The sequence below is a fragment of the Vibrio sp. OY15 genome (genome assembly GCF_000742455.1).
In the GTDB taxonomy this organism is placed as follows: Bacteria; Pseudomonadota; Gammaproteobacteria; order Enterobacterales; family Vibrionaceae; genus Vibrio; species Vibrio alginolyticus.
In genome coordinates this window covers 718,729-744,343 of record NZ_JPIL01000001.1, presented here as the reverse complement: position 1 = coordinate 744,343, position 25,615 = coordinate 718,729, and the positions used below count along the sequence as shown (strand labels likewise).

The 25,615-nt window shown below is 43.5% G+C and carries 21 protein-coding genes; 6 read left to right on the top strand and 15 right to left on the bottom strand.

Going from position 1 to position 25,615, the window contains the following annotated elements:
* Positions 1-3,407: VWA domain-containing protein (locus IJ23_RS03280; RefSeq protein ID WP_033905338.1), on the top strand; the 3,407-nt coding region annotated here is incomplete at its 5' end.
* 53 nt (positions 3,408-3,460) lie between these two features.
* On the opposite strand, the gene IJ23_RS03275 is transcribed toward IJ23_RS03280, so the two are convergent.
* Together IJ23_RS03275 and IJ23_RS03270 are read right to left on the bottom strand one after the other, a co-directional pair.
* Entirely contained in the window at positions 3,461-4,654 is a 1,194-nt protein-coding gene (locus IJ23_RS03275) for a class I SAM-dependent methyltransferase (RefSeq protein ID WP_025766603.1), read from the bottom strand.
* A gap of 160 nt (positions 4,655-4,814) precedes the next feature.
* Entirely contained in the window at positions 4,815-6,218 is a 1,404-nt protein-coding gene (locus IJ23_RS03270) for a methyl-accepting chemotaxis protein (protein WP_033905337.1), read from the bottom strand.
* Positions 6,219-6,308: 90 nt separating this feature from the next.
* On the opposite strand from IJ23_RS03270, the gene yccX reads away from it, so the two are divergent.
* Positions 6,309-6,581: an acylphosphatase gene (gene yccX / locus IJ23_RS03265; RefSeq protein ID WP_033905335.1), complete on the top strand. Its 273-nt coding sequence runs from the start codon at positions 6,309-6,311 to the stop codon at positions 6,579-6,581.
* 2 nt (positions 6,582-6,583) lie between these two features.
* Here yccX and IJ23_RS03260 read toward each other — a convergent pair whose 3' ends face one another.
* Positions 6,584-6,913 (bottom strand): TusE/DsrC/DsvC family sulfur relay protein, encoded by a 330-nt coding sequence (locus tag IJ23_RS03260; protein ID WP_005377396.1) that lies wholly within the window; start codon positions 6,911-6,913, stop codon positions 6,584-6,586.
* Positions 6,914-7,821: 908 nt separating this feature from the next.
* Here IJ23_RS03260 and IJ23_RS03250 point away from each other — a divergent pair.
* Positions 7,822-8,196, top strand: coding sequence for a chromosome partitioning protein ParB (locus tag IJ23_RS03250; RefSeq protein ID WP_033905333.1), 375 nt, complete (start codon positions 7,822-7,824; stop codon positions 8,194-8,196).
* Between the two features lie 76 nt (positions 8,197-8,272).
* Here the strand turns inward: IJ23_RS03250 and IJ23_RS03245 are convergent, their stop codons facing one another.
* The 6 genes from IJ23_RS03245 to IJ23_RS03225 all read right to left on the bottom strand — a co-directional run bounded on the left by IJ23_RS03245 (position 8,273) and on the right by IJ23_RS03225 (position 13,509).
* A complete protein-coding gene (locus tag IJ23_RS03245) occupies positions 8,273-8,935 on the bottom strand; it encodes a Bax inhibitor-1/YccA family protein (protein ID WP_025766607.1) in 663 nt (220 codons plus the stop codon).
* Between the two features lie 249 nt (positions 8,936-9,184).
* Entirely contained in the window at positions 9,185-9,934 is a 750-nt protein-coding gene (locus tag IJ23_RS03240; protein ID WP_017634609.1) for an amino acid ABC transporter ATP-binding protein, read from the bottom strand.
* 23 nt (positions 9,935-9,957) lie between these two features.
* Positions 9,958-11,055, bottom strand: coding sequence for an amino acid ABC transporter permease (locus IJ23_RS03235; protein ID WP_005389988.1), 1,098 nt, complete (start codon positions 11,053-11,055; stop codon positions 9,958-9,960).
* A gap of 1 nt (position 11,056) precedes the next feature.
* Positions 11,057-12,262 carry an amino acid ABC transporter permease gene (locus IJ23_RS03230; RefSeq protein WP_033905332.1) on the bottom strand — a complete coding sequence of 402 codons (1,206 nt, stop codon included), beginning with the start codon at positions 12,260-12,262 and terminating at the stop codon, positions 11,057-11,059.
* A gap of 19 nt (positions 12,263-12,281) precedes the next feature.
* Positions 12,282-12,407: a hypothetical protein gene (locus IJ23_RS25685; protein WP_258516054.1), complete on the bottom strand. Its 126-nt coding sequence runs from the start codon at positions 12,405-12,407 to the stop codon at positions 12,282-12,284.
* A gap of 73 nt (positions 12,408-12,480) precedes the next feature.
* Complete coding sequence (locus IJ23_RS03225) at positions 12,481-13,509, bottom strand: amino acid ABC transporter substrate-binding protein (protein ID WP_033905331.1); 1,029 nt, start codon at positions 13,507-13,509, stop codon at positions 12,481-12,483.
* A gap of 460 nt (positions 13,510-13,969) precedes the next feature.
* On the opposite strand from IJ23_RS03225, the gene IJ23_RS03220 reads away from it, so the two are divergent.
* A complete protein-coding gene (locus IJ23_RS03220) occupies positions 13,970-14,890 on the top strand; it encodes a precorrin-2 dehydrogenase/sirohydrochlorin ferrochelatase family protein (protein ID WP_033905330.1) in 921 nt (306 codons plus the stop codon).
* Between the two features lie 102 nt (positions 14,891-14,992).
* On the opposite strand, the gene IJ23_RS03215 is transcribed toward IJ23_RS03220, so the two are convergent.
* Both IJ23_RS03215 and IJ23_RS03210 read right to left on the bottom strand, forming a co-directional pair.
* Positions 14,993-15,475: a YajQ family cyclic di-GMP-binding protein gene (locus IJ23_RS03215; protein WP_005377415.1), complete on the bottom strand. Its 483-nt coding sequence runs from the start codon at positions 15,473-15,475 to the stop codon at positions 14,993-14,995.
* A 21-nt stretch (positions 15,476-15,496) separates the two neighbouring features.
* Complete coding sequence (locus IJ23_RS03210; protein ID WP_005390197.1) at positions 15,497-16,555, bottom strand: 3-deoxy-7-phosphoheptulonate synthase; 1,059 nt, start codon at positions 16,553-16,555, stop codon at positions 15,497-15,499.
* A 372-nt stretch (positions 16,556-16,927) separates the two neighbouring features.
* Here IJ23_RS03210 and IJ23_RS03205 point away from each other — a divergent pair, with 372 nt between their 5' ends.
* Entirely contained in the window at positions 16,928-17,425 is a 498-nt protein-coding gene (locus IJ23_RS03205; RefSeq protein ID WP_033905329.1) for a DUF4442 domain-containing protein, read from the top strand.
* A 33-nt stretch (positions 17,426-17,458) separates the two neighbouring features.
* Here the strand turns inward: IJ23_RS03205 and IJ23_RS03200 are convergent, their stop codons facing one another.
* Positions 17,459-18,811 (bottom strand): hypothetical protein, encoded by a 1,353-nt coding sequence (locus IJ23_RS03200; protein WP_005377421.1) that lies wholly within the window; start codon positions 18,809-18,811, stop codon positions 17,459-17,461.
* A 192-nt stretch (positions 18,812-19,003) separates the two neighbouring features.
* On the opposite strand from IJ23_RS03200, the gene IJ23_RS03195 reads away from it, so the two are divergent.
* Positions 19,004-19,837, top strand: coding sequence for a CvfB family protein (locus tag IJ23_RS03195; protein ID WP_017633794.1), 834 nt, complete (start codon positions 19,004-19,006; stop codon positions 19,835-19,837).
* Positions 19,838-20,120: 283 nt separating this feature from the next.
* Here IJ23_RS03195 and rsmF read toward each other — a convergent pair whose 3' ends face one another.
* From rsmF to IJ23_RS03180, 3 genes are all read right to left on the bottom strand, one after another.
* On the bottom strand, positions 20,121-21,557 hold the full coding sequence (rsmF, locus tag IJ23_RS03190) for a 16S rRNA (cytosine(1407)-C(5))-methyltransferase RsmF (protein ID WP_017821869.1): 1,437 nt from the start codon (positions 21,555-21,557) through the stop codon (positions 20,121-20,123).
* Between the two features lie 150 nt (positions 21,558-21,707).
* Positions 21,708-24,356 carry an MlaD family protein gene (locus IJ23_RS03185; protein ID WP_017821870.1) on the bottom strand — a complete coding sequence of 883 codons (2,649 nt, stop codon included), beginning with the start codon at positions 24,354-24,356 and terminating at the stop codon, positions 21,708-21,710.
* A complete protein-coding gene (locus tag IJ23_RS03180; RefSeq protein ID WP_033905327.1) occupies positions 24,349-25,599 on the bottom strand; it encodes a paraquat-inducible protein A in 1,251 nt (416 codons plus the stop codon). Before IJ23_RS03180 ends, IJ23_RS03185 begins: the two co-directional genes overlap by 8 nt.
* Positions 25,600-25,615: the final 16 nt, after the last annotated feature.

Genomic DNA, 25,615 nt, shown 5'->3' with positions numbered 1-25,615 from the left:
CAGGCTCCGGTTGGGTTGCAGTACCAAACGATGGCGTGGTAACGGTGCCAGCTGGGCAAACCGAATTTGATGTGCGCATTGCTTCCATTGATGACGCCGTTTATGAAGGCCCTGAAGATTTCAGTGTGACAGTAACCGGCATTGCCGCAGTACAAGGCAGTGATACGGGTACGGCGACGATTATTGATAATGATGCTCCTCCTTCTATTTCAAATGTTGTGAATGCAGTTGTTTCGGAAGAAGGTTTAGCTAATGGTATCCCTGATAATACAGGATCCCCTTCTGACACTACTAACTCCGCAAGTTTCTCAGGAACATTCACAGTTGCCGATCCAGACACGGCGAATGTTTCAGTGGTATTGGCAGGCCCTAACAACCTAACATCAGGAGGGGAGCCTATATCGTGGACGTGGGACAACAGTACTCAAACGCTGACTGCGAAAACTGCTCACCTGAGCATTGTTGCTACTGTTGTGCTGAGCGAGCCTTCAGCTTCAGGTCAAGGTTCTTGGGACTATACTATCACTCTGTTTGAGCCACTTGATCATCCTGTTAATGATGTGGAAGACATCATCAACTTTGATTTACAGATTTCTGTAAGTGATGGACAAACAACAACATCTCAAAGCTTAAATGTGGCCGTTGAAGATGATTGCCCATACGTGCCTGTGGTTGTTCAACCCGTCGATGTGTCGCTTACTGGTGCACCTAACGTTCTGACAGGGCGCATAGATTTTGCAGGAAGTGAGGCAGACGCAACCAGTCGAACATTTGGGGACGTTGTTGTGACTGCAAACGGTTTTGTGTCTGACGAATCTGTGATGCTGGGAACAGCTGAAATCAATCAATCATCAGAAGGGATTGGCGTTAAAAGTTCTGGTAACAACGGCTTCCAATTAGAAAACGAAGTCGATTATCGATTCGCGGGTAATGAGGGTGTATCAGAGCAGTTAATCATAGACTTAGGCAATAAAGTTGCTTACGGAGCAGAAATAGAATTTGAGAAAATGTTTGGTGGTGAACTTGAGAAAGGAATCGCATCTTTTTATAGAGATGGTGTATTAATTGCTCAGCAATCGTTCAGCTCTGACGCAAGCAGTGGTGATTACGCGGCAAATTTCAATGTTCAACAGGGAGGCTTTGATAAAATCATCCTCGAGGCGACCAGTAATGGCAATGGCCCGGATACTGAAGACAACAGTGACTTTACCGTTAAATCAATAACCTTTACAGGTGCGTACTCTGGCGTGCCAATTGCTAGTGCGGATGGGAACCTCGGTGCTGTATATGGAGCTGATGGCCCTGGTTCTATAGTCTTAAATGGAGGTGAGGCTGGTTTAGAGACTCTAGATGGTAAAGACGTGTTGATATACGTCGATCCACAAAACTCTAATAGACTGATTGCAGAGGCTGATGGAGAGCTTGCATTCGAAGTTCAACTTACACCTAGCACTGGAAAATGGGAGTTCTTCCAATACTTGCCTTTGACCTCACCTTATGGCGATGGGGATATCGATTTTAACTACACTATTACTGATAATGATGGCGACAGTAAAACGGGGTACTTTTCTGTCAACCCTTACGCCCCACCAATTGTAGAAGGTGTAACACTAAACGTTTCTGAGGAAGGCTTAAGCAACGCCATTGCTGATGACTCTGCTCTAAACGGCTTTGATGACACAACTGACTCGAGTACTGATGTAGAACAATTGACGCTGGGTCAAACCGTTGATTCTGTTACGCTCAGTGAACCATCTACAGCTCTTACTAGTAACGGTATCTCTGTAACGTGGACGTTATCAAATAACGACCAAATGCTTATCGGTTCAGCGAACGGTGAAGAGGTTATCAAAATATCAGTCAATGATACTGGAGTGGTATCTACGGAGCTTCTTGGTCCGATTGATCACTCCAACCCATCTGGAGAAGACACCTTAAATATTGAGGTGCCTGTGCTTGTCTCGAATGCTCGTGGTCTTACTAACTCCACAACGGTCAACGTTATTGTGGAAGATGACTCACCAGATTCTGCATCTATTATTCACGATGTAGTTGCAGAAACTAAAGAAAGTGCCAACGTTCAGCTCATAATGGATGTCTCGGGTTCTATGCGAACGGATAATCGCTTGCAGATAATGAAAGATTCGGCAACTCAGTTATTGAATCAATATGAGTCTATCGGTCAAACGCGAGTTCAAATTATTACTTATAGCAGTACAGCATCCACTTACGCTATAGGTGCTGCGACGTGGCTGACGGTCGAGGAGGCCAAAGCGTATATTGAGACGCTAACTGCGGGTGGCGCGACTAACTATAACAACGCGCTAAATGAAGCAAAACAGTCATGGGATGATGTAGGTAAGTTAACCAGTGCGTCGAATGTTAGTTACTTCTTGTCAGATGGTCAGCCAAACCCTGCGTCATCATTTATAAACGACGCTCGCGAGCAGAGTTGGATTGATCACCTAACCGATCCTGATAATCAGATAACAGCCCTAGCGTATGGTATGGGCGTTAATCTTATGCCGGAGCAATTAGATCGCGTAGCATATGATGGCTTTTTGAATCAAGACCTTGATGGTGTTGTGGTTCCTGACGTAACTCAATTACCTCCGGTTATGTTGCAGTCAGTGATTCAACCTGTTGGGGGGAACTTGATGTATACCACTTCTCCAGATACAGGTATTGGTGCAGATGGTGGTTATATTAGCGAAATAGAACATGACGGTGTCACTTATTCGTTTGATGGTTCAGACCTAATAGTAACTGAAAATAACGATGGTATTTCGCATGCATTTGACGACACAACGATGCAGCTTACTATCTATATCGACAGCAAACATACTCTGGAAATCGACTTAAACGACGGTGCGTATGCATTTTATGGTGCGGTGGGTGATACAGTTGAAACGTTAGACTTCGATTATGTATTGACGGATAACGATGGTGATCAAAGTGAGAACACCCTGCAATTCGTTATTGATGAAAACGGAGGAGTAAATGCTTCAAGTAATGGCTCTGCAAATATTATTGAAGCTGAAGTGGACGTAAGTCATGACATCTTGATCGGTAATGATAACGAGGCAGATGTCTTTAAATGGGTCAACGACTCCTTGGATACAGGAACAGATCTAATTAGAGGTTTTGAGAGAGATTTGGACACCTTAGATCTGAGTGAAGTCGTTGAAGATGCAGGGCACAATACGATAGAAGAACTTCTCAATAGTATTGACTTGAACATTGATGGCGATGACTTATCTCTAGAAATAACCCATAACGATGGAAACTCAATTCAAACTATCGTAATAGAAAACGGGGCGACAGAGTTTAGTGATTTAATCGTGGGAAATGCGGACTTTGAGAGAGATGTGTTATCCGCACTAACTAAGGTTAACTTAGAGCCATAATGAAAAAGGGCCAGTAGGCCCTTTTCTTCTGCTTTGTCTTACTTATTCGTAGCCTAAAGCACTTTACATGCAAAACCTTTTAAGTAGAAACCTTCTGGATATGCGGTATCGGTTGGGTGGTCAGCGGCTTGTTCAAAACGCTCCACAAACTTTACTTGGCGGTTAGCATCTACGGCTGCATCAGCGATGATTTTCTGGAACAGAACTTGATCCATCAAGCCAGAGCACGAGTAGGTTAGTAGCGTGCCGCCCGGTTTTAGAATTTGCATTGCTAGCATGTTGATGTCTTTGTAACCACGACATGCGCCGTTTAGTTGTGCTTTGCTCTCTGCGAACTTCGGTGGGTCCATGATCACAACATCGAACTGAGTTCCTTGATCACGATACTCACGAAGCAGCTTAAACACGTCTGCATTTAGGAACACGGCACGCTTCTTCGAAATATCAAACTCGTTTAGCTCTGCGTTGAATTTTGCGGTATCTAAAGCAGGTTGCGACACGTCAGCGTTAATCACACGCTTTGCATCACCTTTTAGAGCGTAAAGTCCGAAGCCACCTGTGTAAGAGAAGCAGTTAAGAACTTCTTTGCCTTTCATATATTTCATCGCTTGCTGGCGACTATCACGTTGATCTAGGTAGAAACCTGTTTTGTGTCCGCCAACGATATCTACACTAATCTTTACGCCATTTTCTTCGATGACGACTGATTTAGGTGGCTCTTCGCCGTGCAAGACGCCCGTGCTCTCTTTTAAACCTTCTTTTTTACGAACGGCCACGTCAGAGCGCTCGTACACATTACAATCAGGGAAGCACTCAACCAGAGCGTCAACAATAGCCTGCTTATTGTGTTCTGCGCCAGCACTGAGAAGTTGGCACACAAAGAAATTTTGGTAACGGTCGATCGTAACGCCTGGTAAGCCGTCAGACTCTGCTGCGATAAGGCGATAACCCGTAAGGCCATCACGTTCGATAATGTCTTCACGAAGAAGTTGTGCGTCTTTAAGTCGTTTAACGAAAAACGCGGTGTCGATTTCTTCTTTATCAAAACTCCAAATACGAGCACGAATTTGTGAAGCTGGCGAATATGCCGCTTTAGCTAGCCATTTACCGTCGTGAGTGAATACATCAACCGTTTCGCCAAGAGCAGGTTCGCCCTCAACTTTGTTGATGCCTCGAGAGAAGATCCAAGGGTGCTTGCGCTTGACCGATTTCTCACGACCTTTAACCAAATAGATAGCAGCTGTCATTTCATTAGCTCTTGTTGAATTTTGAAAGGGGCGTATTGTCCGGGATGTGAATGGTAAAAGCAATATCCCTCGGCAATCCAGTACATTGTAGTGACTTTTAAATACAAAAAGGTCACTAAAGTGACCCTTTTATTTGAATTTGCTGTAACAGATTCCGTTGCTATGCTTTAAGTCCAGTCAGTAGCGACTCCATTGTGTCGCTTTGCTTACGCAGTTGATCAACGTTTTGTGAAGTCGTGCTTATCATATTGCACACGTTATCTGCTTGAACTCGAATTTCTTCAACGCTTGAGGCGATATTGTCCGCGACTACACCTTGCTCTTCAGCTGCTGTTGCAATTTGAATGCTACTGTCGGAGATAGTTTGATTTTTATCTGCCAAAGAGCCGATTTCGTGATTCACTTCCGTCATGAGGTTTTGTCCCTCATTTGCATTATTAACTGTCACTTCCATCAGCTTAGTAAGCGACTGGCTGTTACGCTGTAACGATTCAATCATCGTTTGGATTTCAACTGTCGCTTGCTGAGTGCGTCCCGCAAGAGCGCGAACCTCATCCGCAACGACCGCAAATCCACGACCTTGTTCTCCAGCACGTGCTGCTTCAATGGCTGCGTTCAATGCAAGTAGGTTAGTTTGCTCGGAAATCCCATTAATGGTTGTCACGACTTCATCAATTTGTGCGGCATTAGCATCTAACTCCGCTACTGCTTGAGACGCAGATTGAATCTCATTAGAGAGGTTCGAAATCGAGTGAAGCGTATTCTCAACTTTCACTTGTCCAGACTGAGCCACGTTACGTGCATCATCGGTTTGCGTGCTTGAATCGTGAGCTAGTGTCGCGACTTCTCGAATCGTTGATGCCATCTGTTCAGTTGCACTCGCAAGAGAGTTGAGGTGTTCCTGCTGAGTCGCTGAAATATCTGAACTGTGATGAATCGATTGATTCAGGTCTGAGCTAATTTGTTGCATTAACGCCACAGACTCTTGAATCGACAGCACCATTTGTTGCTCTCGTTCTGCAACTTTGTCTATCGTAATAGCAATTTCACTAAACTCGTCGCGAACAGGGAAGAAGTTCATTCTCGCAGTTAAGTCGCCACCAGCAAGAGTGTTTAATGCTTTGTTCATCGTGAACATCGCGCCGCCAATAAACGTCATGATGTAGTAAACACCAAGAGCGAGAATAAACAAGCTCACACAGATGATGCTCACTTGAGTCGTTGATAGGGCAGTCCATAAAGAAAGTTCATGGTTCGCAACCAAACTGTACGCACCATTTAAAACAGACACGGATTGCGGACCAGAGCCAATAGAAACGGTTTCTGAACCCGCTATGAGGCTTGCTACTTGAGATTGAGAAAGATTGCCTGCCTCTATCAGACCTTTCATAAGCATGAGCTCTTCTTGGTACATACTTGAGATCAGTGTATTAGCCGCGCTATTAAGGACGAGAGTGAGAATGACTAAAGCAAGAAGAGGGAGAACGAAGAGCAAATAGAACTTTTCTTGAATCTTTAAGTGAATGAGATACTTATCAATCCAGCGGAATGGAATTTCTTTCATAATTATAATAACCGTGCAAAAACCCACTATCCTTAGTGGGGTGAATAGACGAAAAGAATATATCACTCAGTAAAAAGAAGCGGTACAAAGATGAACGTAAAGTGTGAGAGATTTATAGTAAAAGGTCATGTTCAAGGCGTGGGCTTTCGTTACCATACTTCCCATCAAGGATTGAAGCTAGGGTTAACAGGTTATGCGAAGAACCTAAACAATGGTGATGTTGAAGTGATGGCGTGTGGAACAGACGCGCAAATAGTTGCGTTTTCGAAATGGTTACAAGAAGGACCGCGAACGGCAACAGTAGAGCATGTGATGCAGGAGCCTGCGTCGTATAAGCCGTTACGCGGTTTTAAAATTTTATGAATCTACAAGCATTTAGCTGGCTTTGGTAGGCCGGCTAATTTGGTTGCTTGTTTGGCTGGCCCCTTTTTAAACAGCTTGAATAGATACTTACTATTACCTTTTTCTGGGCCGTGCGCTTTTTCCATCGCTTTCACAAGCATACGCACTGCAGGGGAGGTATTAAACTCTTCATAAAAGTCTCGCACAAAATGCACAACTTCCAAATGAGCATCCGTAAGCTCGATGTCTTCTTCTTTTGCTAAAAGCTCAATCATACCTTCTTCCCATTGAGTATGATCCAATAAGTAGCCTTGAGCATCCGTTTCAATTTCTTTGCCGTTGTAAACGAACATAACGTTTTATCCGTTAAGTAAACATGGATGTTTATAGATTAGCGACAGCCGAGAATGTTCTCAACAAAAGAATCTCGAAGTCGTATCGAGCGAATCAAAAGCGTACAAAGTAGTGGCCTATAACTGAATACTCTTAAATTATATTTTAAGCATAAGTTTGTTTTTTTATTCGTGTTGTTAGAAAATTTTCGGGGTTGATATCGGTGGTTTTGCATTGTTATGCAATTCGCTTGGTGTGATTGATTTGTCAGTTATATTTATTGTTTTAGATAAGTCGATCACAACGAATATAAACTAGTTTTAAATCAAAAGAATAAATTGAAAAAAATCGTTATGTTCACCCATGCTTAACAACAACACGGAGCAATGCAGGAGTGTATGGAGTGGTCGAATCTTTTCGTTTCCATTGGATGGGCGGTACTGCAAGCATGCTTTAGCATTTTCTCTTTTCTATGTCTGACGGGATTTGTAAAACATAATCCTATAAAACCGAAGTATGCTTGGTTGCAGTACATCTATGGGCCGTTACTTTTTTTGACTTGGGGAGTCATGTTAGTGACACCGATGATGTCGGCCTACATATTTTTTAGCGTAGCTGGTAAATCAGTAGTCTGGTTGCCCGCGCTCAAGATGTTCGGTTATTGGTGGGTTGCGTTTGGAGTATTTTGCTTCTTGTCATCAGTTGATGAGCGATTGCGAAGTCGCGGTTTGAATTAAGACAAGTTATACCTTGAAATCAGTTTACAAACTGAGAGAGGTGATTATAAAGCGCTCATACAAGCGATATAGCGATTGTTTGAGAATTAATAGCTTAAACGTTGTGTTTGTTTTCATAGACCGATATTCTCATTGGATTAATGAAAGCCTGTATTCAGGTTAGAAACAACAATGATGACAAGGAGTTAGTCATGTCGAAACAACGTTACATTGAGATTAATGACAATGTAAAATCCACTTGGTCCATCGAGCGTATTTGGCAACTTGCAGAATCCTTACCTGTAGAAGAAATTTCGATTGATGATATCAAAGGCCCAAATGAAGTGACTTGGTTTAGTCATGAAGGGCCACAGCCAACCTGCCGTGAAATTGCAAAACATTGCCGACGAATCAACAATGCTGATTTGTCGTATCCGGTAATCTTAACCAGTGACTATCGTGTTTTTGACGGTATGCACCGAATCGCCAAGCAAATCATGTTAGGAGAGGAAACGATCAAAGTGAGACGCTTTAGAGAAAATCCAGAAGCTGACGAAGTTATCGAGTTGTCAGTAGAGCAGGCGTAATACACTGAATTGCACACAAAGAAAAAGCCCGAAGGAATTACCTTCGGGCTTTTTTATTCTACTTAACGAGAAACGATTAATCGTCGTTCATAATACCTAGAATGCTTAGTAGGCTGATGAAGATGTTGTAGATTGATACATACAAAGTTACTGTCGCAGAGATGTAGTTTGTTTCACCGCCACGAATAATGCTTTGTGTTGTCATCAGGATCGCCATAGTAGAGAAAATGATAAACAAGCTGCTCAACGCCAAGTGTAAGAGGGTTGATTGAATAAAGAAGCTTGCAATCATGCCCACAACCAGCACAACAAATAGTGATAGCATTAAGCCACCCATCATCGATAGGTCACGTTTCGTTGTTAGTGCGTATGCCGATGCTGCCATGAAAGATAGTGCCGTACCACCGAGTGCGGTTAATACGATATCGCCCATGCCTGCACCAATGTACATGTTTAGAATAGGGCCAACGGTGTAACCTAAGAAGCCAGTAAATAGGAACGTAAACACAAGGCCAAGACTGTTGTTACGGTTTTTCTCTGTTAAGAATAATAGGCCGTAGAAACCAACCAGCATTAGGATGATACCTGGATGTGGAAGGTTAAATGCCATTGCAACGCCAGCAACGACTGCCGACCATAAAAGTGTCATTGAAAGTAGAGCGTAAGTATTACGCAATACTTTGTTCGTTTGTAGAGCACTTTCTTGAGTTGAAGTGCGGGTAAACATTGGACTGTTCATAATCTTCCTCGATAAGAGACTTTCTTTTAAGTACATTTATGGGATTGAAAGTTCAAAAAATCAAGCCCTAACCATACGTAACTTAGATAAAATAATAATAGAAATAAGATGTTATGTATTTGGCAACTTGTAACACAATATTACTGCCTAGCATAGCTATGTTGATTCTTACACAGATTTTTGAATTTAGTAACAAAAAGCACTGGCTTCATAGAAACCAGTGCTTTTTTATGTCGATTCGGCTAAATCTTAGTGGTGTAAGATTTGCGCTAGGAAATTTTGGGTCCTATCCGATTGAGGATTTTCGAAGAAATCAACAGGGTTGTTTTCTTCGATGATCTCTCCTGCGTCCATGAATATCACGCGATCGGCAACCTCTTTAGCAAAGCCCATTTCATGTGTCACACATAGCATAGTCATGCCTTCCTCGGCGAGTTCGACCATTACATCCAGTACTTCGCGAACCATTTCCGGGTCGAGTGCAGATGTTGGCTCATCAAAAAGCATGACTTTAGGGTTCATACACAAAGAGCGAGCAATCGCCACACGTTGTTGCTGGCCACCAGACAGCTGACCGGGATACTTCTCCGCTTGGTCTGGAATTTTTACACGTTCCAGATATTTCATCGCAACTGCTTCTGCCTCATCTTTTGGCATCTTCTTCACCCAGATAGGCGCGAGCGTACAGTTTTCCAGTACGGTTAAATGAGGGAAGAGATTAAAGTGTTGAAAGCACATGCCCACTTCTCGGCGTACTGCTTCAATGTTCTTTAAGTCTTCAGTTAATTCCGTACCAGAGACGTAAATGCTGCCTGTTTGGTGCTCTTCAAGACGGTTAATACAGCGAATCATCGTTGATTTTCCCGACCCTGATGGACCACAGATAACGATTTTCTCGCCGCGCTTAACGTCGAGGTTAATATTTTTTAGTACGTGAAACTCACCATACCATTTATTCATGTCCTTCAATTGGATCATGTAGTCTTGTTGTTGCGTCATAATACGTCCTTGATCTTGATGAGTTATCGTTTGTGACCGGTATGAAGTTTGTTTTCAAGCCATATCGAATAGCGCGACATGCCAAAACAAAACACCCAAAACACTAACGCGACAAATACATAACTTTCTGTAGCAAAACCTAACCATTCAGGGTCGGTATTTGCTGCTTGTCCTATACCGAGTACGTCAAACATGCCAATGATGAGTACCAAACTGGTGTCTTTAAACAAACCGATGAAGGTGTTCACGATAGAAGGAATAGTAATCTTTAGCGCCTGTGGCAAGATAATCAGCCCAGTCTTTTTCCAGTAACTTAACCCAAGCGCATCAGCGGCTTCATATTGACCTTTCGGAATGGCTTGTAGACCACCGCGTACCACTTCTGCCATGTAAGCGGAGGCAAACATAACCACACCTATAAGGGCGCGAATCAGTTTATCTGTCTCTGAGCCTTCAGACATAAACAATGGAAGCATAACCGAAGCCATGAACAAAACCGTAATCAGAGGAACGCCACGCCAAACTTCAATGTAGACGGTACAAATGCTGCGAATGATCGGCATCTCTGAACGTCTACCAAGCGCAAGCACCACACCAATTGGCAATGAAACTACGATACCAACTAGCGCAATAATGAGCGTAACGAGTAGTCCACCCCACTTGTGTGTATCTACCACTTCTAGTCCAAAGACACCACCGTATAAAAGTCCAGCGATGATGAATGGGTAGATGTTTACGAAGAAAAGCCAAATCCACATCCGTTTCGGTGTCTTCTCATACGCGAGTAAAACAGTAAATATGGCTAATGTGATATAGAACAGGCGAGGGCGCCATAGTTCGGACTCTGGATAAAAACCATACATGAACTGCTCCCAGCGCACGCTGATAAATACCCAGCAAGCACCATCTCGGCTACAGTCGTCACGCGTTGAGCCAATCCAGTCTGCGTTAATAAACGCCCAATCCACGATATACCATATTGCAGTTACGACAATATACGCAAGAATGACAGTAACAATGGAATTGATAGGGCCATTAAATAGATTTTTCCGCATCCAACCAACGAAGCCTACAGTATTGGCGGGTGGCGGGAGATCCGGTTGAAATTGATGAGTACTCATATTATCTCTCCACCAGCGCGACTTTACGGTTATACAAGTTCATTAATGCAGACGTAATCAGACTTAATGTCAAGTACACGCCCATCGTCATCGCAATGATCTCAATCGCTTGTCCCGTTTGGTTCAGGGTAGTACCAGCAAACACAGAGACAAGATCTGGGTAACCAATCGCCATCGCTAACGATGAGTTTTTGGTGAGGTTGAGATATTGACTGGTTAAAGGTGGAATAATAATTCGTAACGCTTGAGGAATGACAACAAGCTTTAAAGTTTTCGAGCGTGGTAAGCCTAGCGACATCGCTGCTTCGGTTTGACCATGGCTAACCGCATTAATACCAGAGCGCACAATCTCAGCAATGAAAGAAGCTGTATAAACACTCAATGCCAAAAGTAGCGCAGCCAATTCAGGAATAATGCTAATACCACCTCGGAAGTTAAACCCTTTTAGTTCAGGATAATTCAGTGAAATTGGCATACCAGCAAGGAAGTACACAACCAATGGAAGGCCAACAACTAAACCCAAAACTATTCTTCCCATTGGGGTTTGTTGCCCAGTGAGACGTTGCTTATTATTCGCCCATACATTAATTAATAAGCTTGCGATTACCCCGAAGATTAACGCGGCAATAACGTAGCTACTGCCAGGTTCCATAGTCGGTGCAGGGAAATATAAGCCACGAACGTTCAGGAAAATAGCTTCACCAAGACTTAAGCTTTGGCGTGGTGAGGGTAATGCTTGAAGAACAGCGAAATACCAGAAGAATATTTGCAGAAGAAGGGGGATATTTCGGAAAGTTTCGATATAAACTGCCGCTAAACGACTAACTAACCAGTTAGAAGAAAGGCGGGCAACCCCCATGGTAAAGCCAATCACAGTAGCCAGAATAATACCTAATACGGAGACTAACGCCGTATTAAGAAGGCCGATGATAAATGTTCTACCGTAAGAGTACGTTTCATCGTATTCAATTAATGTTAACCCAATACCAAACCCGGCTTCTTGATTCAGAAAACCGAAGCCCGTTGCAATACCACGAGCATCTAAGTTATTGAGAGCGTTGTTTACAATCGTGTAAAAGAAAAATACCAGTGCAGCAATGGCAATGATCTGGAAAATAGCAGAACGAAAGGCAGGATTATAAATCAGGCTCTTGCTTCCGCTTGGTTTGGACATCGTACTTGGCGATGTATCTTGTGTCGGTTTCATACAGCGATAACCTCAAACCTTAGTTATAGATATCGGCCTGTATAACGAAGTTTCGTCCTTGCTGGCTAAAGAATAACGCTCTCATGTCTGGTGACATACGAACCTTTAAAGCCGTTCCACCAAGCGAGCGCTTTTCGCCATCCAATGAGCGATCCTTACTCATACAGTGAGATATAATCAAGAAAAAGGGCGGCATGAACCGCCCTGATTAACTCTTTCTATCGGATTGGTGGCGCGTACATAAAGCCGCCTGAATTCCATAGCGCATTAACGCCACGAGAGATTTCTAACGGCGAACCAGTACCGACTGTACGTTCGAAGCTTTCACCATAGTTACCAACTTGTTTGATAACCTGGTAGCCCCAATCGTCGCGGATACCCAACCCTTTGCCTTTAGGGCCATCAACACCGAGGATACGCTTGATGTTTGGATCTGTTGACTTCAGCATTTCATCCGCATTCTTCGAACTAATACCGTATTCTTCAGCGTTAATCATCGCAGACAATGTCCACTTAGCGATGTTAAACCATTGATCATCGCCTTGACGAACGACTGGACCTAGTGGCTCTTTAGAGATGATTTCTGGAAGAACGGCCGCAGAGGACGGATCTTTCAAATTCAAACGTAGTGCATAAAGGCCAGATTGGTCAGTTGTTAATACGTCACAGCGTCCCGCATCAAAACCTTTCGAAGTTTGCGCCGCTGTGTCGAATACCACTGGTTTGTACGCCATGCCTTGGTTGCGGAAATAATCTGCAAGGTTTAGCTCGGTTGTTGTACCTGATTGAACACATACCGACGCACCATCAAGCTCTTTAGCACTTGATATACCAAGTTCCTTCTTCACCATAAAGCCTTGACCGTCGTAGTAGTTCACACCTACGAAGTTTAGGCCCAGTGCAGTGTCACGGTGGAGAGTCCAGGTCGTGTTACGGGAAAGCACATCAATCTCACCAGATTGAAGCGCAGTGAAACGTTCTTTTGCGGTTAGGGGTACATATTTAACTTTCGTTTTATCCCCAAGAACGGCTGCAGCCAGTGCTTGGCAATATTCTACGTCGATACCTTCCCATTCGCCTTTTGAGTTAGGGTTAGAGAAACCAGGTAGACCGGTACTTACGCCACAAGTAAGAAAACCTTGTTTTGTGACTTTGTCCAGAGTAGTGTCTGCTGCTTGAGCTGATGTTGCCATCATCGCAGTAGAAGCCGCTACGACGGAAGCAAGAACTGTGAGTTTATTTGCCATTTGTATCCTTCCTGTATGATCCATGTTTAATCAGGAGTGACCTGAAATAACGTGTCCAATTCGTTAGAGTTATCGTCCTACGTGATTGATTTTCGAAGAAACGGCATTCGATAGATCAACCAGTTATAAGCGTAGGAAAGGATCTGTTAATTCTCAAATATATAATTTAAATGAAGTTTTGAGAGAACTTACAAAGTGCCTTGAGATTTAGAATGACGAAATGTTAATTGTTTGTAAATAGTGCAATTCATGGACAATTTGGTGCATCAGAACAATCAATAGAAGAGTGAACAATACAAAAGAATAAAAAGTTGTTATTAAAACTGTCATTAGCTGAGCAAGGTGAAGTTCAGTAAAAATTCAAACAAAAATTATTTGTGATACCGAAACAGGGTGATGAGCTTGCCCCATTTTTGGTAGCATGGTCTACAACAGCTAATTAGAGTAATCATGGATTGAAATGCGATATTTTCCTCTGTTCTTAGATTTAATTAATAAACCCGTTCTCGTCGTGGGTGGCGGTGAGGTGGCAAGCCGAAAGGTGGAAGCGTTGCTAAAGGCTGGGGCGGATGTGACTATCGTTTCTCCGACGTTGGTTGATTTTCTGTCTAAGCTTGCTTCTGAGCATCAACTGCGCTGGGTACAACGTTTCTATTCGAGTGACATTGTCACTAAAAACTTTGTTCAAGTGTGGGCGACGACAGACAATCCTGAGCTAAATCACCAAGTGTACAAAGATGCCAAAGAGCTAGGCATCTTGGTTAACGTTGTGGATGATAAGCCTTATTGTGATTTCATCACGCCGTCAATGATTAATCGTGGCCGCATCCAAATCGCTATCTCTAGTGGTGGAGCTTCGCCAGTTTTAATTCGAAACATCCGTGAAAAGCTTGAATCGATACTGCCACAAAACATGGGGTTGATGGCGGATTTTGCTAACTCAAAGCGAAACTCAATTAAAGAGGCACTGCCTAGCGTCGATTTACGCCGCAAGTTTTGGGAGCAATTTTTCTCGAATCCCGAGGTGGAAAACGCGCGAGATAATCGTGAGTTAGAAGCAATTTACCAAGCGACCATGGCAACACCTTTAGATGAAAAGGGAAGTTGTACTTGGATACATGTTGGGAAAGATGTTGAGATGTTGCCAATAAAAGCCGTACGCTATATGCAACAAGCGGAGCTGGCTCTGTACTCAACTCGATGTGAAGCGAATGTGTTAGAACTAATACGCAGAGATGCAGAAAGAGAAGCTTTCTCGAGCGCTGCTGAGCTTTCGGATATGCTGGCCAAGGCTAAAGCTGAAAAGCTTCGAATTTGCGTGTTCATACCGCAAGGAACGAGCGAATTCGTATTGCTGCAAGGGCAGGACTTGGTTATCTAGCAATGCCAAATGCTAAAAGTGGATACGTAGTTCGTTACACAAAAGCCAATAAAAAACGCCAGCGGATTATGCGCTGGCGTTTTTACTTACTTCTCAGATTGATTAATCACGGAAGTTGTTAAACTGGAATGGGATACCCATCTCTGCTTCACGAATCGCTGCCATTGTCGCTTGCAGGTCGTCGCGTTTCTTACCAGTAACACGTACTTTGTCGCCTTGAATAGAAGCTTGTACTTTTAACTTTGCGTCTTTGATAAGTTTCACTACTTTTTTCGCCGTTGGAGTATCAATACCTTGACGGAAAAGCAGAGTTTGGTGCCAGTTTTTACCAGTAACGTCTGGGTCTTGTGCATCCATTGCGTTCGCGTCAATGTTACGCTTCGCTAAGTGGCCGCGTAAAATGTCGCGCATTTGCTTAAGTTGGAAGTCACCTTCCGCAGACATTTTTACGTTTTCTTCTACTAGCTCAAAGCTCGCATTTACGTTGCGGAAATCGAAACGAGTAGACAATTCACGGTTAGCGTTATCAACGGCGTTACGTAGTTCAACCGTATCGATTTCAGAAACAATATCAAACGATGGCATGAAGATTCCTTGATTATTTTGTTATAGGGACTTTCGGGACTTAACAGCGCTTGCCAGCATATCTAGCATTGTAGCAGTGTCTTCCCAACCTAGGCATGGATCTGTAATAGACTGACCATACGTTAGGTTATTGATGTCAGTCATTGGCTGATTGCCTTCAAGAATAAAGCTTTCAGCCATGATACCCGCAATACGAGTGCTGCCTGACTTAATTTGGTTACAAATGTCTTGAGCTACGTCGATTTGTTTTCTGTGTTGCTTCTGACAGTTTGCATGGCTGAAATCCACAACCAAACGTTGTGGCAATCCAAACTCAGCTAAAGCATCACATGCTTGTTTGACTGATGCTTCATCAAAGTTAGGGCCTTTTTCTCCACCGCGCAGAATAATATGACCGTAAGGGTTGCCACTTGTGCGGTAAACCGTCATTCGACCGTTCTTATCTGGCGAGTAGAAGTAATGCGATGCTTTCGATGCGCGAATTGCATCAATTGCAATTTTTACGTTGCCATTTGTGCCATTTTTGAAACCAACTGGGCAAGATAGTGCCGACGCCATTTCACGGTGAATTTGTGATTCCGTTGTGCGAGCACCAATCGCGCCCCAAGTGATCAAATCCGCGATGTATTGGCCAGTGATCATATCAAGAAACTCAGTAGCAGTCGCAAGACCAAGCTTGTTGATATCCAGTAGTAGTTTACGAGCTTTATGAAGACCAGCTTCAAGTGCGTAAGAACCATCTAGGTTAGGGTCCGTAATCAAACCTTTCCAACCAACTACTGTACGAGGCTTTTCAAAGTAAGTACGCATCACGATAAACAGTTCGTCTTTGTACTTGTCTTGGATTTCACTCAGGCGAGTGGCGTAATCAATGGCAGCTTCAGTGTCGTGAACAGAACACGGACCTACAATCGCAAGAAGGCGATCGTCTTCACCCGATAAAATGTTTTCAATCTGACGACGAGATTGAGCGATACGGTCTGCAACGTCATCCGTAATAGGATGTACACTACCTAGCTCTGCTGGGGTAGGCATTGGACCCAAAGGTTGGGTTCTCAATTCATCTGTTTTTATAGGCATGTTATAGCTTTATTCTCTATTGCGAAGGGGTAAAGATAACGGAATTACAGGCAGGAATAAACCGTTTCACGGGAATCTTCGCCAGGAAATACCGAATTGTATACAAAGGTGTAGGTATTCATTTAAATGACTTATGTATAAATGACAAAACTTGATCATTAAATCAATATATATACATTTGAATTTATAACCATTTTATCTATCTCGCTGTAAGGTAATCTAAGTAACTGCGATAAACTTCATACCTCACGGGTGACGCTGTCACTTCCTGAGGGTTAAATAACTCGTGAGATCGAGCTTTTGTTAACATTTCTTTGACATCTATTTCTTTCGTTGATTAACTGGTCTGACTAGATTGGTAAGGAGACCAAAATGTTATCAGCTCTACGTCGTGCGAATTTGTATCTAAATCTGTTTGGCTTTTCAAAAGTGCCGCTGATTTGGCTTTGCCACCCTAAAATCATTGCGATAGATAGCAAGCATGTTGAGGTTCGTATCCCATTGCGCAGAAGGACGAAGAACCACCTGAATAGCATGTATTTCGGTGCTTTAGCCGTTGGCGCTGATGTTGCTGGTGGTTTTCTTGCTATGAGTAAAGCGCAAGAAAAGGGAGAAGCGATCTCGCTGGCATTTAAAGGTGTGAAAGCCGAGTTTTTAAAGCGCCCGGAAGCCGATGTGCACTTTGTTTGTAACGATGGTCATGTCATTGATGAGATGCTCGAGCACACCTTGGCAACGGGTGAACGAGTAAATCGTGACGTAAAAATTGTCGCGCTGTGTCCTAACTTACATGGTGACGAGCCAATGGCTGAATTCTCGCTTACTCTTTCGATAAAAAAAGCAGCCAAACAAAGAAAAGAGGCTGCCTAGTGGTTTGTGGCTCGTTTGTTTAAAGGTGGTGGCTTAATTGAGTTCAATCTTCTCGATAGAGACGATTTTGGAGCGATTTAAGACCACTTTCCAGCGGTAATAAACAGGCTCATCGGTGTGGTTGTCCTCTTTGACAATCACATTGAGCAAATGACGTTTCTCTACTGACTCTTTGGTTACTTGACCTTCATTTAAACGGTAAACTCGGTTTGAGCTTTTATCCATCAAGCGGATGATAGGGCGCAAACTGATGTTCAATGTTTCTCTCGTTTGTTCGTAACCACTCAAGAAAAGAGAGGTCGCCATTTCGGTTTTCTCGTGATAATGAAGAATCTGCTCTTCACGTTGCACGACGCGCTTTTTCCGTATTCTTTGAATCTTATCCGGCAAGCTACTTAAGGTGCGATAATCGAGCCACTCCAATTTTTTGCCAACCACTTTTTTCGTCGTTGGATCAACATACTTCTTACGCCATTTTGGCTTGCCTTTACGGATCCATCGCCACATGGCATCGCGTAAATCATCTTTAAAGATTTCTCGTAAAGCGTAAATAAAAGACATCGCGATAATGAATGAGGCAGAAATTTCCCCCAGATAATCGCGAGCGAGAATCACGGTCGAGGTCACGACAACCATCACCAAACCGGTTGCAATACCTTTGATAGCGCGCTTAATGTTGTTACCCATCGATATGGTTTCTTCACGAAGCACGATAGGGTGTTCAATCAATCGCCTTAGCAAGCGCATTTTGTTAGATAGGCGAGTAACGTCTTCAACGACTCTTGATGAGTTGTATTTGTTGAGTTTACGATGGGCTTGTTCTTTCTCACATAGCGTGATCAGGCGCTTCTTGATCGTGCCATAGTCGCCTTCACGTGGGAGATGAGCCACCAGTGACAGGAACTTTTGCTCGGTATACCAAGACAGATAGTTATCGATGTTAACGTAGTAGCGTTTTAAGTTCTCTTCATAAGGAATAGAACGCCGCAAGCGCTTTAAGATCTCAAGCGTGAGCTCGATAACTTCGTCCACTTCATCTTCCGTTACGGAGTTGTTCTCATGCTTGTTTAAACTTGCTACCGCTTTGTCTAGCGCGATAACGTATTGGTAAGCGAACAAACTCAAACTTACTCGGTATTGCTGATTCGACAGGCGTCCACGTTTGGCAAGTCGACTGTGTACTAGCGGAAGAAGGATTTCAGTACTGTAATAAGATCGTTGCTGTGTGATTGAGGTGTAATAAAATTCGGATTCACTGATGATATCGGCGTTTAAACCAAGCTCACCAGGTATAAAAAAGTAAATATCTAGGTCGACACTTTTGCTCTTTGCGAGTGCATGACTGATTTTTAATGTTATTGAGTCTTGTTTATCGACGGTGACCAAAGAAAGCTCCTGACTTTGCTAAAGCATTCTTAACTTATGCGTTCCGTTGAGCAGGTAAGTATAAGAGTGCTAAAAGAGTGACTGGGGCATATAGCTGAACGACAACAGCATAACAGAGCACTATGCTTTTCTCTCTGATTTTCTTGTTAGTTTAGGTATAATTCCACGTAAATTTAAAAAGAGACAAAATCAATGATTAAAATTGGTCAAATTAACAGCTTAGAAGTCATTAAAAAGGCTGATTTTGGCGTATTTCTGGATGGCGATGATTACGGTTCTGTTCTACTACCTAGTAAGTATGTACCAGAGGGTACTGAAATTGGTGAGCATGTAGACGTATTTCTGTACTTCGATTCAGAAAGCCAACTTGCTGCGACCATTGAAAGACCAATTGCCCAAGTGGGTGAATGGGGTTTAATGAAGATTGAGGGTGTGAATGCGACAGGTGCTTTTGTAAATTGGGGCATCAAAGAAAAGGACTTACTGATTCCTTTTAGTGAGCAACGCACTCGCTTCTCTGCCGGACAAACCATTTTAGTGTATGTTTATACCGACAAAGCGTCAGGTCGCATTGTTGGTACGACTAAGTTCAATAAATGGTTAGATAAAACTCCAGCGAATTATGAAGTTAACGAGCAAGTTGATTTGATCATCGCAGAGCGTAGTCAACTTGGTTATAAAGCTATCGTTAATGGTAAGCATTGGGGCATGATTTTCCCATCGGATGTTTTTGGTAAGCTTTACATCGGTAAAAAGCTGAAAGGCTTTATTAAGCACATTCGTGAAGATGGCAAAATCGACCTTGCTCTACAAAAAGTCGGTGTGGCGAAAATGGACGATCTTTCTAGTAAGATCCTTGACTTGCTAGAGAAGAAAGGCGGATTTTTGCCTTTGAATGACAAGTCTTCTCCTGAAGCGATTTTTGATGCTTTCCGCACAAGTAAAGGGACTTATAAAAAGACCATCGGTGGCTTATACAAGCAGGGTAAAATTGTCATTGAGAAAGACGGTATTCGTCTAGCGTAGTCCAAACTCACGTATAGTGGAACTACAGCCAAAAAAACGGCCCAAACTTTTCCTTTTTTTGGGCCTAGGGGAAACGGCTCCGCAGAGCCTGCGCTAAACTTGTCCAACAATAATTTTGTTGGTGAACATAGAGAGAAATGCCACATCAAAGCATTACTTTGATACAACTAGTTTAGTACAGCGTGTCCGGATCGCTAGCGAGCCCACTTGCTTTCATACTTACGAATTAAAAAGCCATCGCAAATACGATGGCTTTTCATTTATTTATGGTTCGTTACGTCTTTTAAAATAAGTTCTTATCTCGTACTAATTCGCGAGGGAGACCATTCTTTATTCGGTTGCTTACCCACTTGCCAAGGCCAATAACTGCGCCTTGATAGGTGACAAGCACTTCGCCTTTACCTGTTTTCATTCCCTCAGGAATGGTTTGTGGGCGAACATCACGCCCCATGTACCATTCGCGCGCTTCTTCAATACTGAGTTCAATGGCGTTGCTTTCAGAACCTGTCGCCAGGGCAGTCGCGACTTGGTGTTGCCAACGGTAGCCATTTTTATGGGCTTCCGCGATCTTTATACCCATACGGGAGAAGCGTAATTCGCCGATCATCGCTTCTAAAGCATTAGGGAATAACCAGACATCTTTATCGCGAAGCCATACAGAACTGTCATTTGGAAGTTTAATACCTAACGCGCTTTGGAGTTGTTGAGCAATTTCTGTCGATTCTTTTTTTGAAGTTTTAGCAAAGGGGAATTTCCCCATGCGCTTTTTGACTTCTGGCGCCTCAACAGCAGCCAGTTTGCGAATTCTTGCAACAAAGAACCCTTCACAGTCGTAGACCTGTGGGAAAATATGCAAAAAGCCTTCTTCAGTTAGAGCTGCCTCTGCGTTTTCAAACAAGTTCTCAAGGCTTTCAAACTCTACAGCATCCCCAAAGGTTTCTTTCAAGTGTTGACAAACTTGTTGGTTTTCTTCTGTACTGAGCGTACATGTTGAGTAAACCATCACACCACCGGGCTTTAATGCATGGAAGGCGCTTTCAATAAGATCTTTCTGTGTGTCAGCGATGTCGAGTACGGAAGCTTGCGTCCAGTTTTTCATCGCATCTTCGTCTTTGCGAACGGTGCCTTCTCCAGAGCAAGGCGCGTCGAGCAAAACCGCATCAAATTGTTCTGGTAGCCAACCGCCAAAAACGCGTCCATCGAAGTTACTTAGTGCGGCGTTACGTACCCCACAACGTTCCACATTAGCGTGCAGTACTTTTACACGACTTGCGGCGTATTCATTGGCCACAAGTACACCTTCGTTGTTCATTAAAGCTGCAATTTGAGTGGTTTTTGAGCCTGGAGCGGCTGCGGTATCTAACACGGCATCGTAAGATTCATCATTCATAAACAGAGCAGATACCGGCATCATCGAACTGGCTTCTTGAATGTAGAATAAGCCAGACATGTGTTCTGCTGTGTTGCCTAATGGTACAACTGACTCATCCGCTTCAATCCAAAACCCCGTGTCACACCAAGGCACAGGAGAAAGCTTCCAGCCTTTTGCTTCTGCTCGTTCTAGAAACGCTTCAACACTGATCTTCAACGTATTAACTCGAATACTTTTGCGCAGTGGCTTTTGGCACGACGCGATAAAGTCTTCCATGTTGAGGTGAGCAGGAAGGATAGTTTGGATTTTTTCCAGAAACGCGTCTGGGATGTAAACATTAGGATGCAATGTGGGATCTCGTTTGCAGAATTTGTGGCAAATAATATACGAAAGCGAAGCAGAAACGAATAGTGACAAGGGCCGAGCGATAAAAAAGAGCAGCGATTGCTGCTCTTTTAAAGTGATCAAACTTCAATTTTACGTGAATTGAGCTTTATTCTACGGCTTCGGAATTGCTGTACGCCATTGAGTCCAACCTTCTTCAGCTTGTGGATACAAAAAGAAAGATTGCCCACTCTTTGCCGCTGGTGGAATAGTCGATTGCTCTGGCGTTGAAAACGCAATTCCTCCGCGAACTAAACTATCAAAGGTTCCCGCTTTGATGTTAGCGCCGGTAAGCCCGATGGAAACATCTACTCCTGAAACATTCCAGAACACACTGTTTTGACGAACGAGGTAAGCATATTCAGGCTGTATTTTGATAGTCGTGAGGATGCGATCAGCAAATTCTCCTAGGCTTACGTCGGTCACTTGGCCAACTTCCATCTGGCGGTAAAGAATAGGGGTACCGACTTGTACTGAGCCTCTCTGTTCACTTTGTAACGTAAACATGATTCCATGCACGCGTTCTGAACTATTTTCTAATTGAAAATCAAATTTAGCTTTACCTTTACCTGGCTCAACACTGATGGATTTCGAAACCAACGCCCCGAGGTTTTTAACGCCACCTAAACCAATTTCTGGTTCAGTTAGCCAAAAATGTGAGCCTTCAACTGCAATGTTTTCTACGTATTCAGGTAGGATCCTTGCAGTGACTTCAACCATGTTACGACGAAAATTCGGTACAACCAGAGTGATTTCACCAACTTTAACACCTTGATATTCAATCGGCATTCCTTTAGCAATCTCTTGCGAACCGTCGGTTTCTAAAGCAATGACGCGCCCAAACTTGCGAGCGGTTTTTTGATCAGAATACAGCTTCCAGTTTTCTCCGATTTTGTTTTCAACGCCTGGTACGGAGTCAAAAGCGATGCCACCTTCGATTAACGATTTTAAAGGGTGCGCTTTCACACTGACTCCGGCTAATGATGCATCTATCTCAATCCCTGAACGATTCCAAAAAACGGTTTGTGGCGTTACAAGATAAGCGAAGCGGTTTTCGATAGTAGCCTTAATTAGTACTCCGCCATCAACTAGCTGGAAATCGGAGACGTTACCAACTGGAAGATTACGATAGAGTAGAGGGCTGCCTTTGGAAATCGGCGGCAATTCAGAAGCAAATAGTGTTAGAGCCCTAGAGCCACTTTGATTGTACTGCGCCAATTCAGCCAATGATTCATTTTGGAACAGTTGATACTCTTTTTGAATATCCTGCTTGCCTTCGCTCACAAAACTAATTGACCCGGTTAACAACTGCTTTGCTGGAGGAACGGTAACGCTGAGCCCGGATTCAGTTAACTCTGCTGATGCACTGCCGGTTACATAAAAACGATTGTTTGATTTGATCAGATGTTTGTATTCATGGTCAATCAATACATCCATAAATACTTCGTGTTGTGATTTTTTATCTTCCTTAACTAGGCCCACTTTGATGATTGAACCAACAACGATGCCTTTATAAAGTACATTGGCACCGCTATCTAGGCCAAACGAATTGTCGGACACCAACCGAATCGCGATGGACTTTTCTTGCTGTTGGTTAAACACGTTTTTACGAATCGCAGTAAAGCGGCGAGAGCGTTCACCCGCGCCCGGCACGATCGTTAAGAAGTTTCCTCGCACTAAATTAGCAATGTTTTCTACACCAGAGAGGGACACCTTTGCTTCTTCTAAGACAAATCGAGTACCTGTCGTCAGCATGTCACTAAAAGCGGGTTGAATTGCCGCTGACGCCAATATCACTTCTCGACCTTCGGAAAGGCTCAAGTCCGTAACTTGGCCAATTTCAATTCCGCGATACATAATTGGAGCGCCTTCTCCGCTGATCTTGCTGTCATCAGGTAGGACGATTTTAACCGCGATGCCTCGACCAGCAGTTTTCAAATCTTTATACAAACGGAACTCGGTGTTCTCTTCTACAGGCTCACCATCATCCGGAGAGTCGACTGCGATGGCGCCACCTAGTAAGGCACTCATGCTTTCTAGTCTTACATCGACACCTTCAAAACCGATGCTGGCACCAATTCCACTGACGTTCCAGAATCGACTGCGGTTGTTAATGATATGTCGGTATTGATCCTGAATGTTGGCTTGAATAGTGATAGATTTTGCATCTTCATCTAGCTGGTAACTGTACACTTCACCGATTGGGATTTTCTTATAAACAATTTGAGAGCCAACCGATACACCACCTAAATCACGGCTTTTGAGCTTAATATTCAAACCTTGAGAAACGCGTAAATCTGTTGGAGCAGAGTCTAACGCATGGAATGTTGTCTCAAACTCTTGACCATCTCCGGGTTGAATCGAGATGTAGTTACCTGAGACGAGCGCATCCAGTCCGGAAACTCCCGTTAGGCTAGCTGTTGGTTTTACTAACCAAAAGCGTGTTTTATCGTTCAGTAACTTTGCAGCTTCAGGATAGATATCAGCATCGACATAAATACTGCCGAGATCTTCGGTGAGGTTAATGTCTCTTACCATGCCGACTTCTAATCCTTGGTAACGGATAGTGGTTCGGCCGGCGACAAGACCAGCGGCATCAGAAAAATAGATTTGCACTCGTTGTCCTGCATCGTGTATCGACTTCACAACAAGCCAGCCAGCTAAGACCATGGTCAAAATTGGCAACAGCCAAAGAGGAGATATGCCTTTACTCCGCTTTACATCTGGTACGTATGACGTTTGAGAACTGTTCTGATCACTCATTCATTGACTCTTTTTCTGATTGTTTTGGGTTTGTTTGGTCCCAGATTAGCCTTGGATCAATACTTTCTGCTGCAAGCATGGTCAACACTACGACAACACCAAATGCTACGGCGCCATATCCTGGTGTGAAATCCAGTATCTGACCACGATCGACTAAAGTCATCATGATAGAAATAACAAACAAATCCATCACAGACCATTTACCGATCCATTTAACAACAAAGTAAACCATCATTCGTTGTCTCTTAAACACCGAACGTTTGAATTGGATGCAAAGCATGATGTAGGCGAGCCCAAGTATTTTAATCACCGGGACAACGATACTCGCAACAAAAATGATCGCAGCGATTCCATACATGCCGCTTTTTACCAAACCAGCCACGCCTGAAAAAATAGTGTCCTCCAAACGCTTACCATTGGTAAGCAAGATGGAAATAGGGATCAGGTTAGCAGGGAAGATGGCGACCGTTGCTGCGATGAGGTAAGCCCATGTTTTCTGAATGGAGTTTGGCTTGCGATGATATAACTCGTGATGACAACGCTGGCAATGGTCACCTTCAGGCTGGGACAAGTGGCATTCATGGCAATGCACATCTTTATGCTCAAAAGCATATAAACTTTCTGGTTTCCAAGCTTCCCAATAACGACGCACGCTGATTCTTGAAACTAACAAAACGGTAAATATCTGCAAAAGAACCAGACCAATTAACCCTGGACCGACGAAAATGTCGGAATAATCTTGGAGTTTAAAACAGGAAATGGCGATGCTAACTAAGAACACATCCAACATAACCCAATGCTTCAAATGTTGAATTAGCCACAGTGAGATACGAAGCCCACGGAACCATCGTTGATGTAAAGAAATATGCGCCGTTACCACTGAAACACAAACCGTCAGTGGCGCTAGAGAGCTACAAAATAGAATGAGCAATGAAAGAAGAACAAATCCTTCTTCCATCAATGTGATCATCCCTGAAGGCAGGGTTGCCGGAATCATCACACCAAAGAGTCGGATGCTAATAAAGCTAAAAAAGTGCGATGGAATAAATAGTAGGATACAGGTTATCGCGACGGCTAGATTACCAGAGAGGCTAGGGCTACCTCCGCGATATAATTGTGTACCACAACGAGGGCAGTGTGCATTTTTGCCATGGGGTAAGTCGACGATGTCGACAGGCAATTCACAACCTTGGCACAGACGTACGTTATTGGGTTGCATGGCGTGCTTAGACAGAGAGGTCATAACGACCTCTCTAGCT

What these genes read in the sequence shown, in the direction of transcription:
- IJ23_RS03275 (WP_025766603.1), bottom strand. Translation starts at nt 4,654, where the DNA reads ATGACAGCTGCTATCTATTTGGTTAAAGGTCGTGAGAAATCGGTCAAG.
- IJ23_RS03270 (WP_033905337.1), bottom strand. Translation starts at nt 6,218, where the DNA reads ATGAAAGAAATTCCATTCCGCTGGATTGATAAGTATCTCATTCACTTA.
- yccX (WP_033905335.1), top strand. Translation starts at nt 6,309, where the DNA reads ATGAACGTAAAGTGTGAGAGATTTATAGTAAAAGGTCATGTTCAAGGC.
- IJ23_RS03260 (WP_005377396.1), bottom strand. Translation starts at nt 6,913, where the DNA reads ATGTTCGTTTACAACGGCAAAGAAATTGAAACGGATGCTCAAGGCTAC.
- IJ23_RS03250 (WP_033905333.1), top strand. Translation starts at nt 7,822, where the DNA reads ATGTCGAAACAACGTTACATTGAGATTAATGACAATGTAAAATCCACT.
- IJ23_RS03245 (WP_025766607.1), bottom strand. Translation starts at nt 8,935, where the DNA reads ATGAACAGTCCAATGTTTACCCGCACTTCAACTCAAGAAAGTGCTCTA.
- IJ23_RS03240 (WP_017634609.1), bottom strand. Translation starts at nt 9,934, where the DNA reads ATGACGCAACAACAAGACTACATGATCCAATTGAAGGACATGAATAAA.
- IJ23_RS03235 (WP_005389988.1), bottom strand. Translation starts at nt 11,055, where the DNA reads ATGAGTACTCATCAATTTCAACCGGATCTCCCGCCACCCGCCAATACT.
- IJ23_RS03230 (WP_033905332.1), bottom strand. Translation starts at nt 12,262, where the DNA reads ATGAAACCGACACAAGATACATCGCCAAGTACGATGTCCAAACCAAGC.
- IJ23_RS03225 (WP_033905331.1), bottom strand. Translation starts at nt 13,509, where the DNA reads ATGGCAAATAAACTCACAGTTCTTGCTTCCGTCGTAGCGGCTTCTACT.
- IJ23_RS03220 (WP_033905330.1), top strand. Translation starts at nt 13,970, where the DNA reads ATGCGATATTTTCCTCTGTTCTTAGATTTAATTAATAAACCCGTTCTC.
- IJ23_RS03215 (WP_005377415.1), bottom strand. Translation starts at nt 15,475, where the DNA reads ATGCCATCGTTTGATATTGTTTCTGAAATCGATACGGTTGAACTACGT.
- IJ23_RS03210 (WP_005390197.1), bottom strand. Translation starts at nt 16,555, where the DNA reads ATGCCTATAAAAACAGATGAATTGAGAACCCAACCTTTGGGTCCAATG.
- IJ23_RS03205 (WP_033905329.1), top strand. Translation starts at nt 16,928, where the DNA reads ATGTTATCAGCTCTACGTCGTGCGAATTTGTATCTAAATCTGTTTGGC.
- IJ23_RS03195 (WP_017633794.1), top strand. Translation starts at nt 19,004, where the DNA reads ATGATTAAAATTGGTCAAATTAACAGCTTAGAAGTCATTAAAAAGGCT.
- IJ23_RS03185 (WP_017821870.1), bottom strand. Translation starts at nt 24,356, where the DNA reads ATGAGTGATCAGAACAGTTCTCAAACGTCATACGTACCAGATGTAAAG.
- IJ23_RS03180 (WP_033905327.1), bottom strand. Translation starts at nt 25,599, where the DNA reads ATGACCTCTCTGTCTAAGCACGCCATGCAACCCAATAACGTACGTCTG.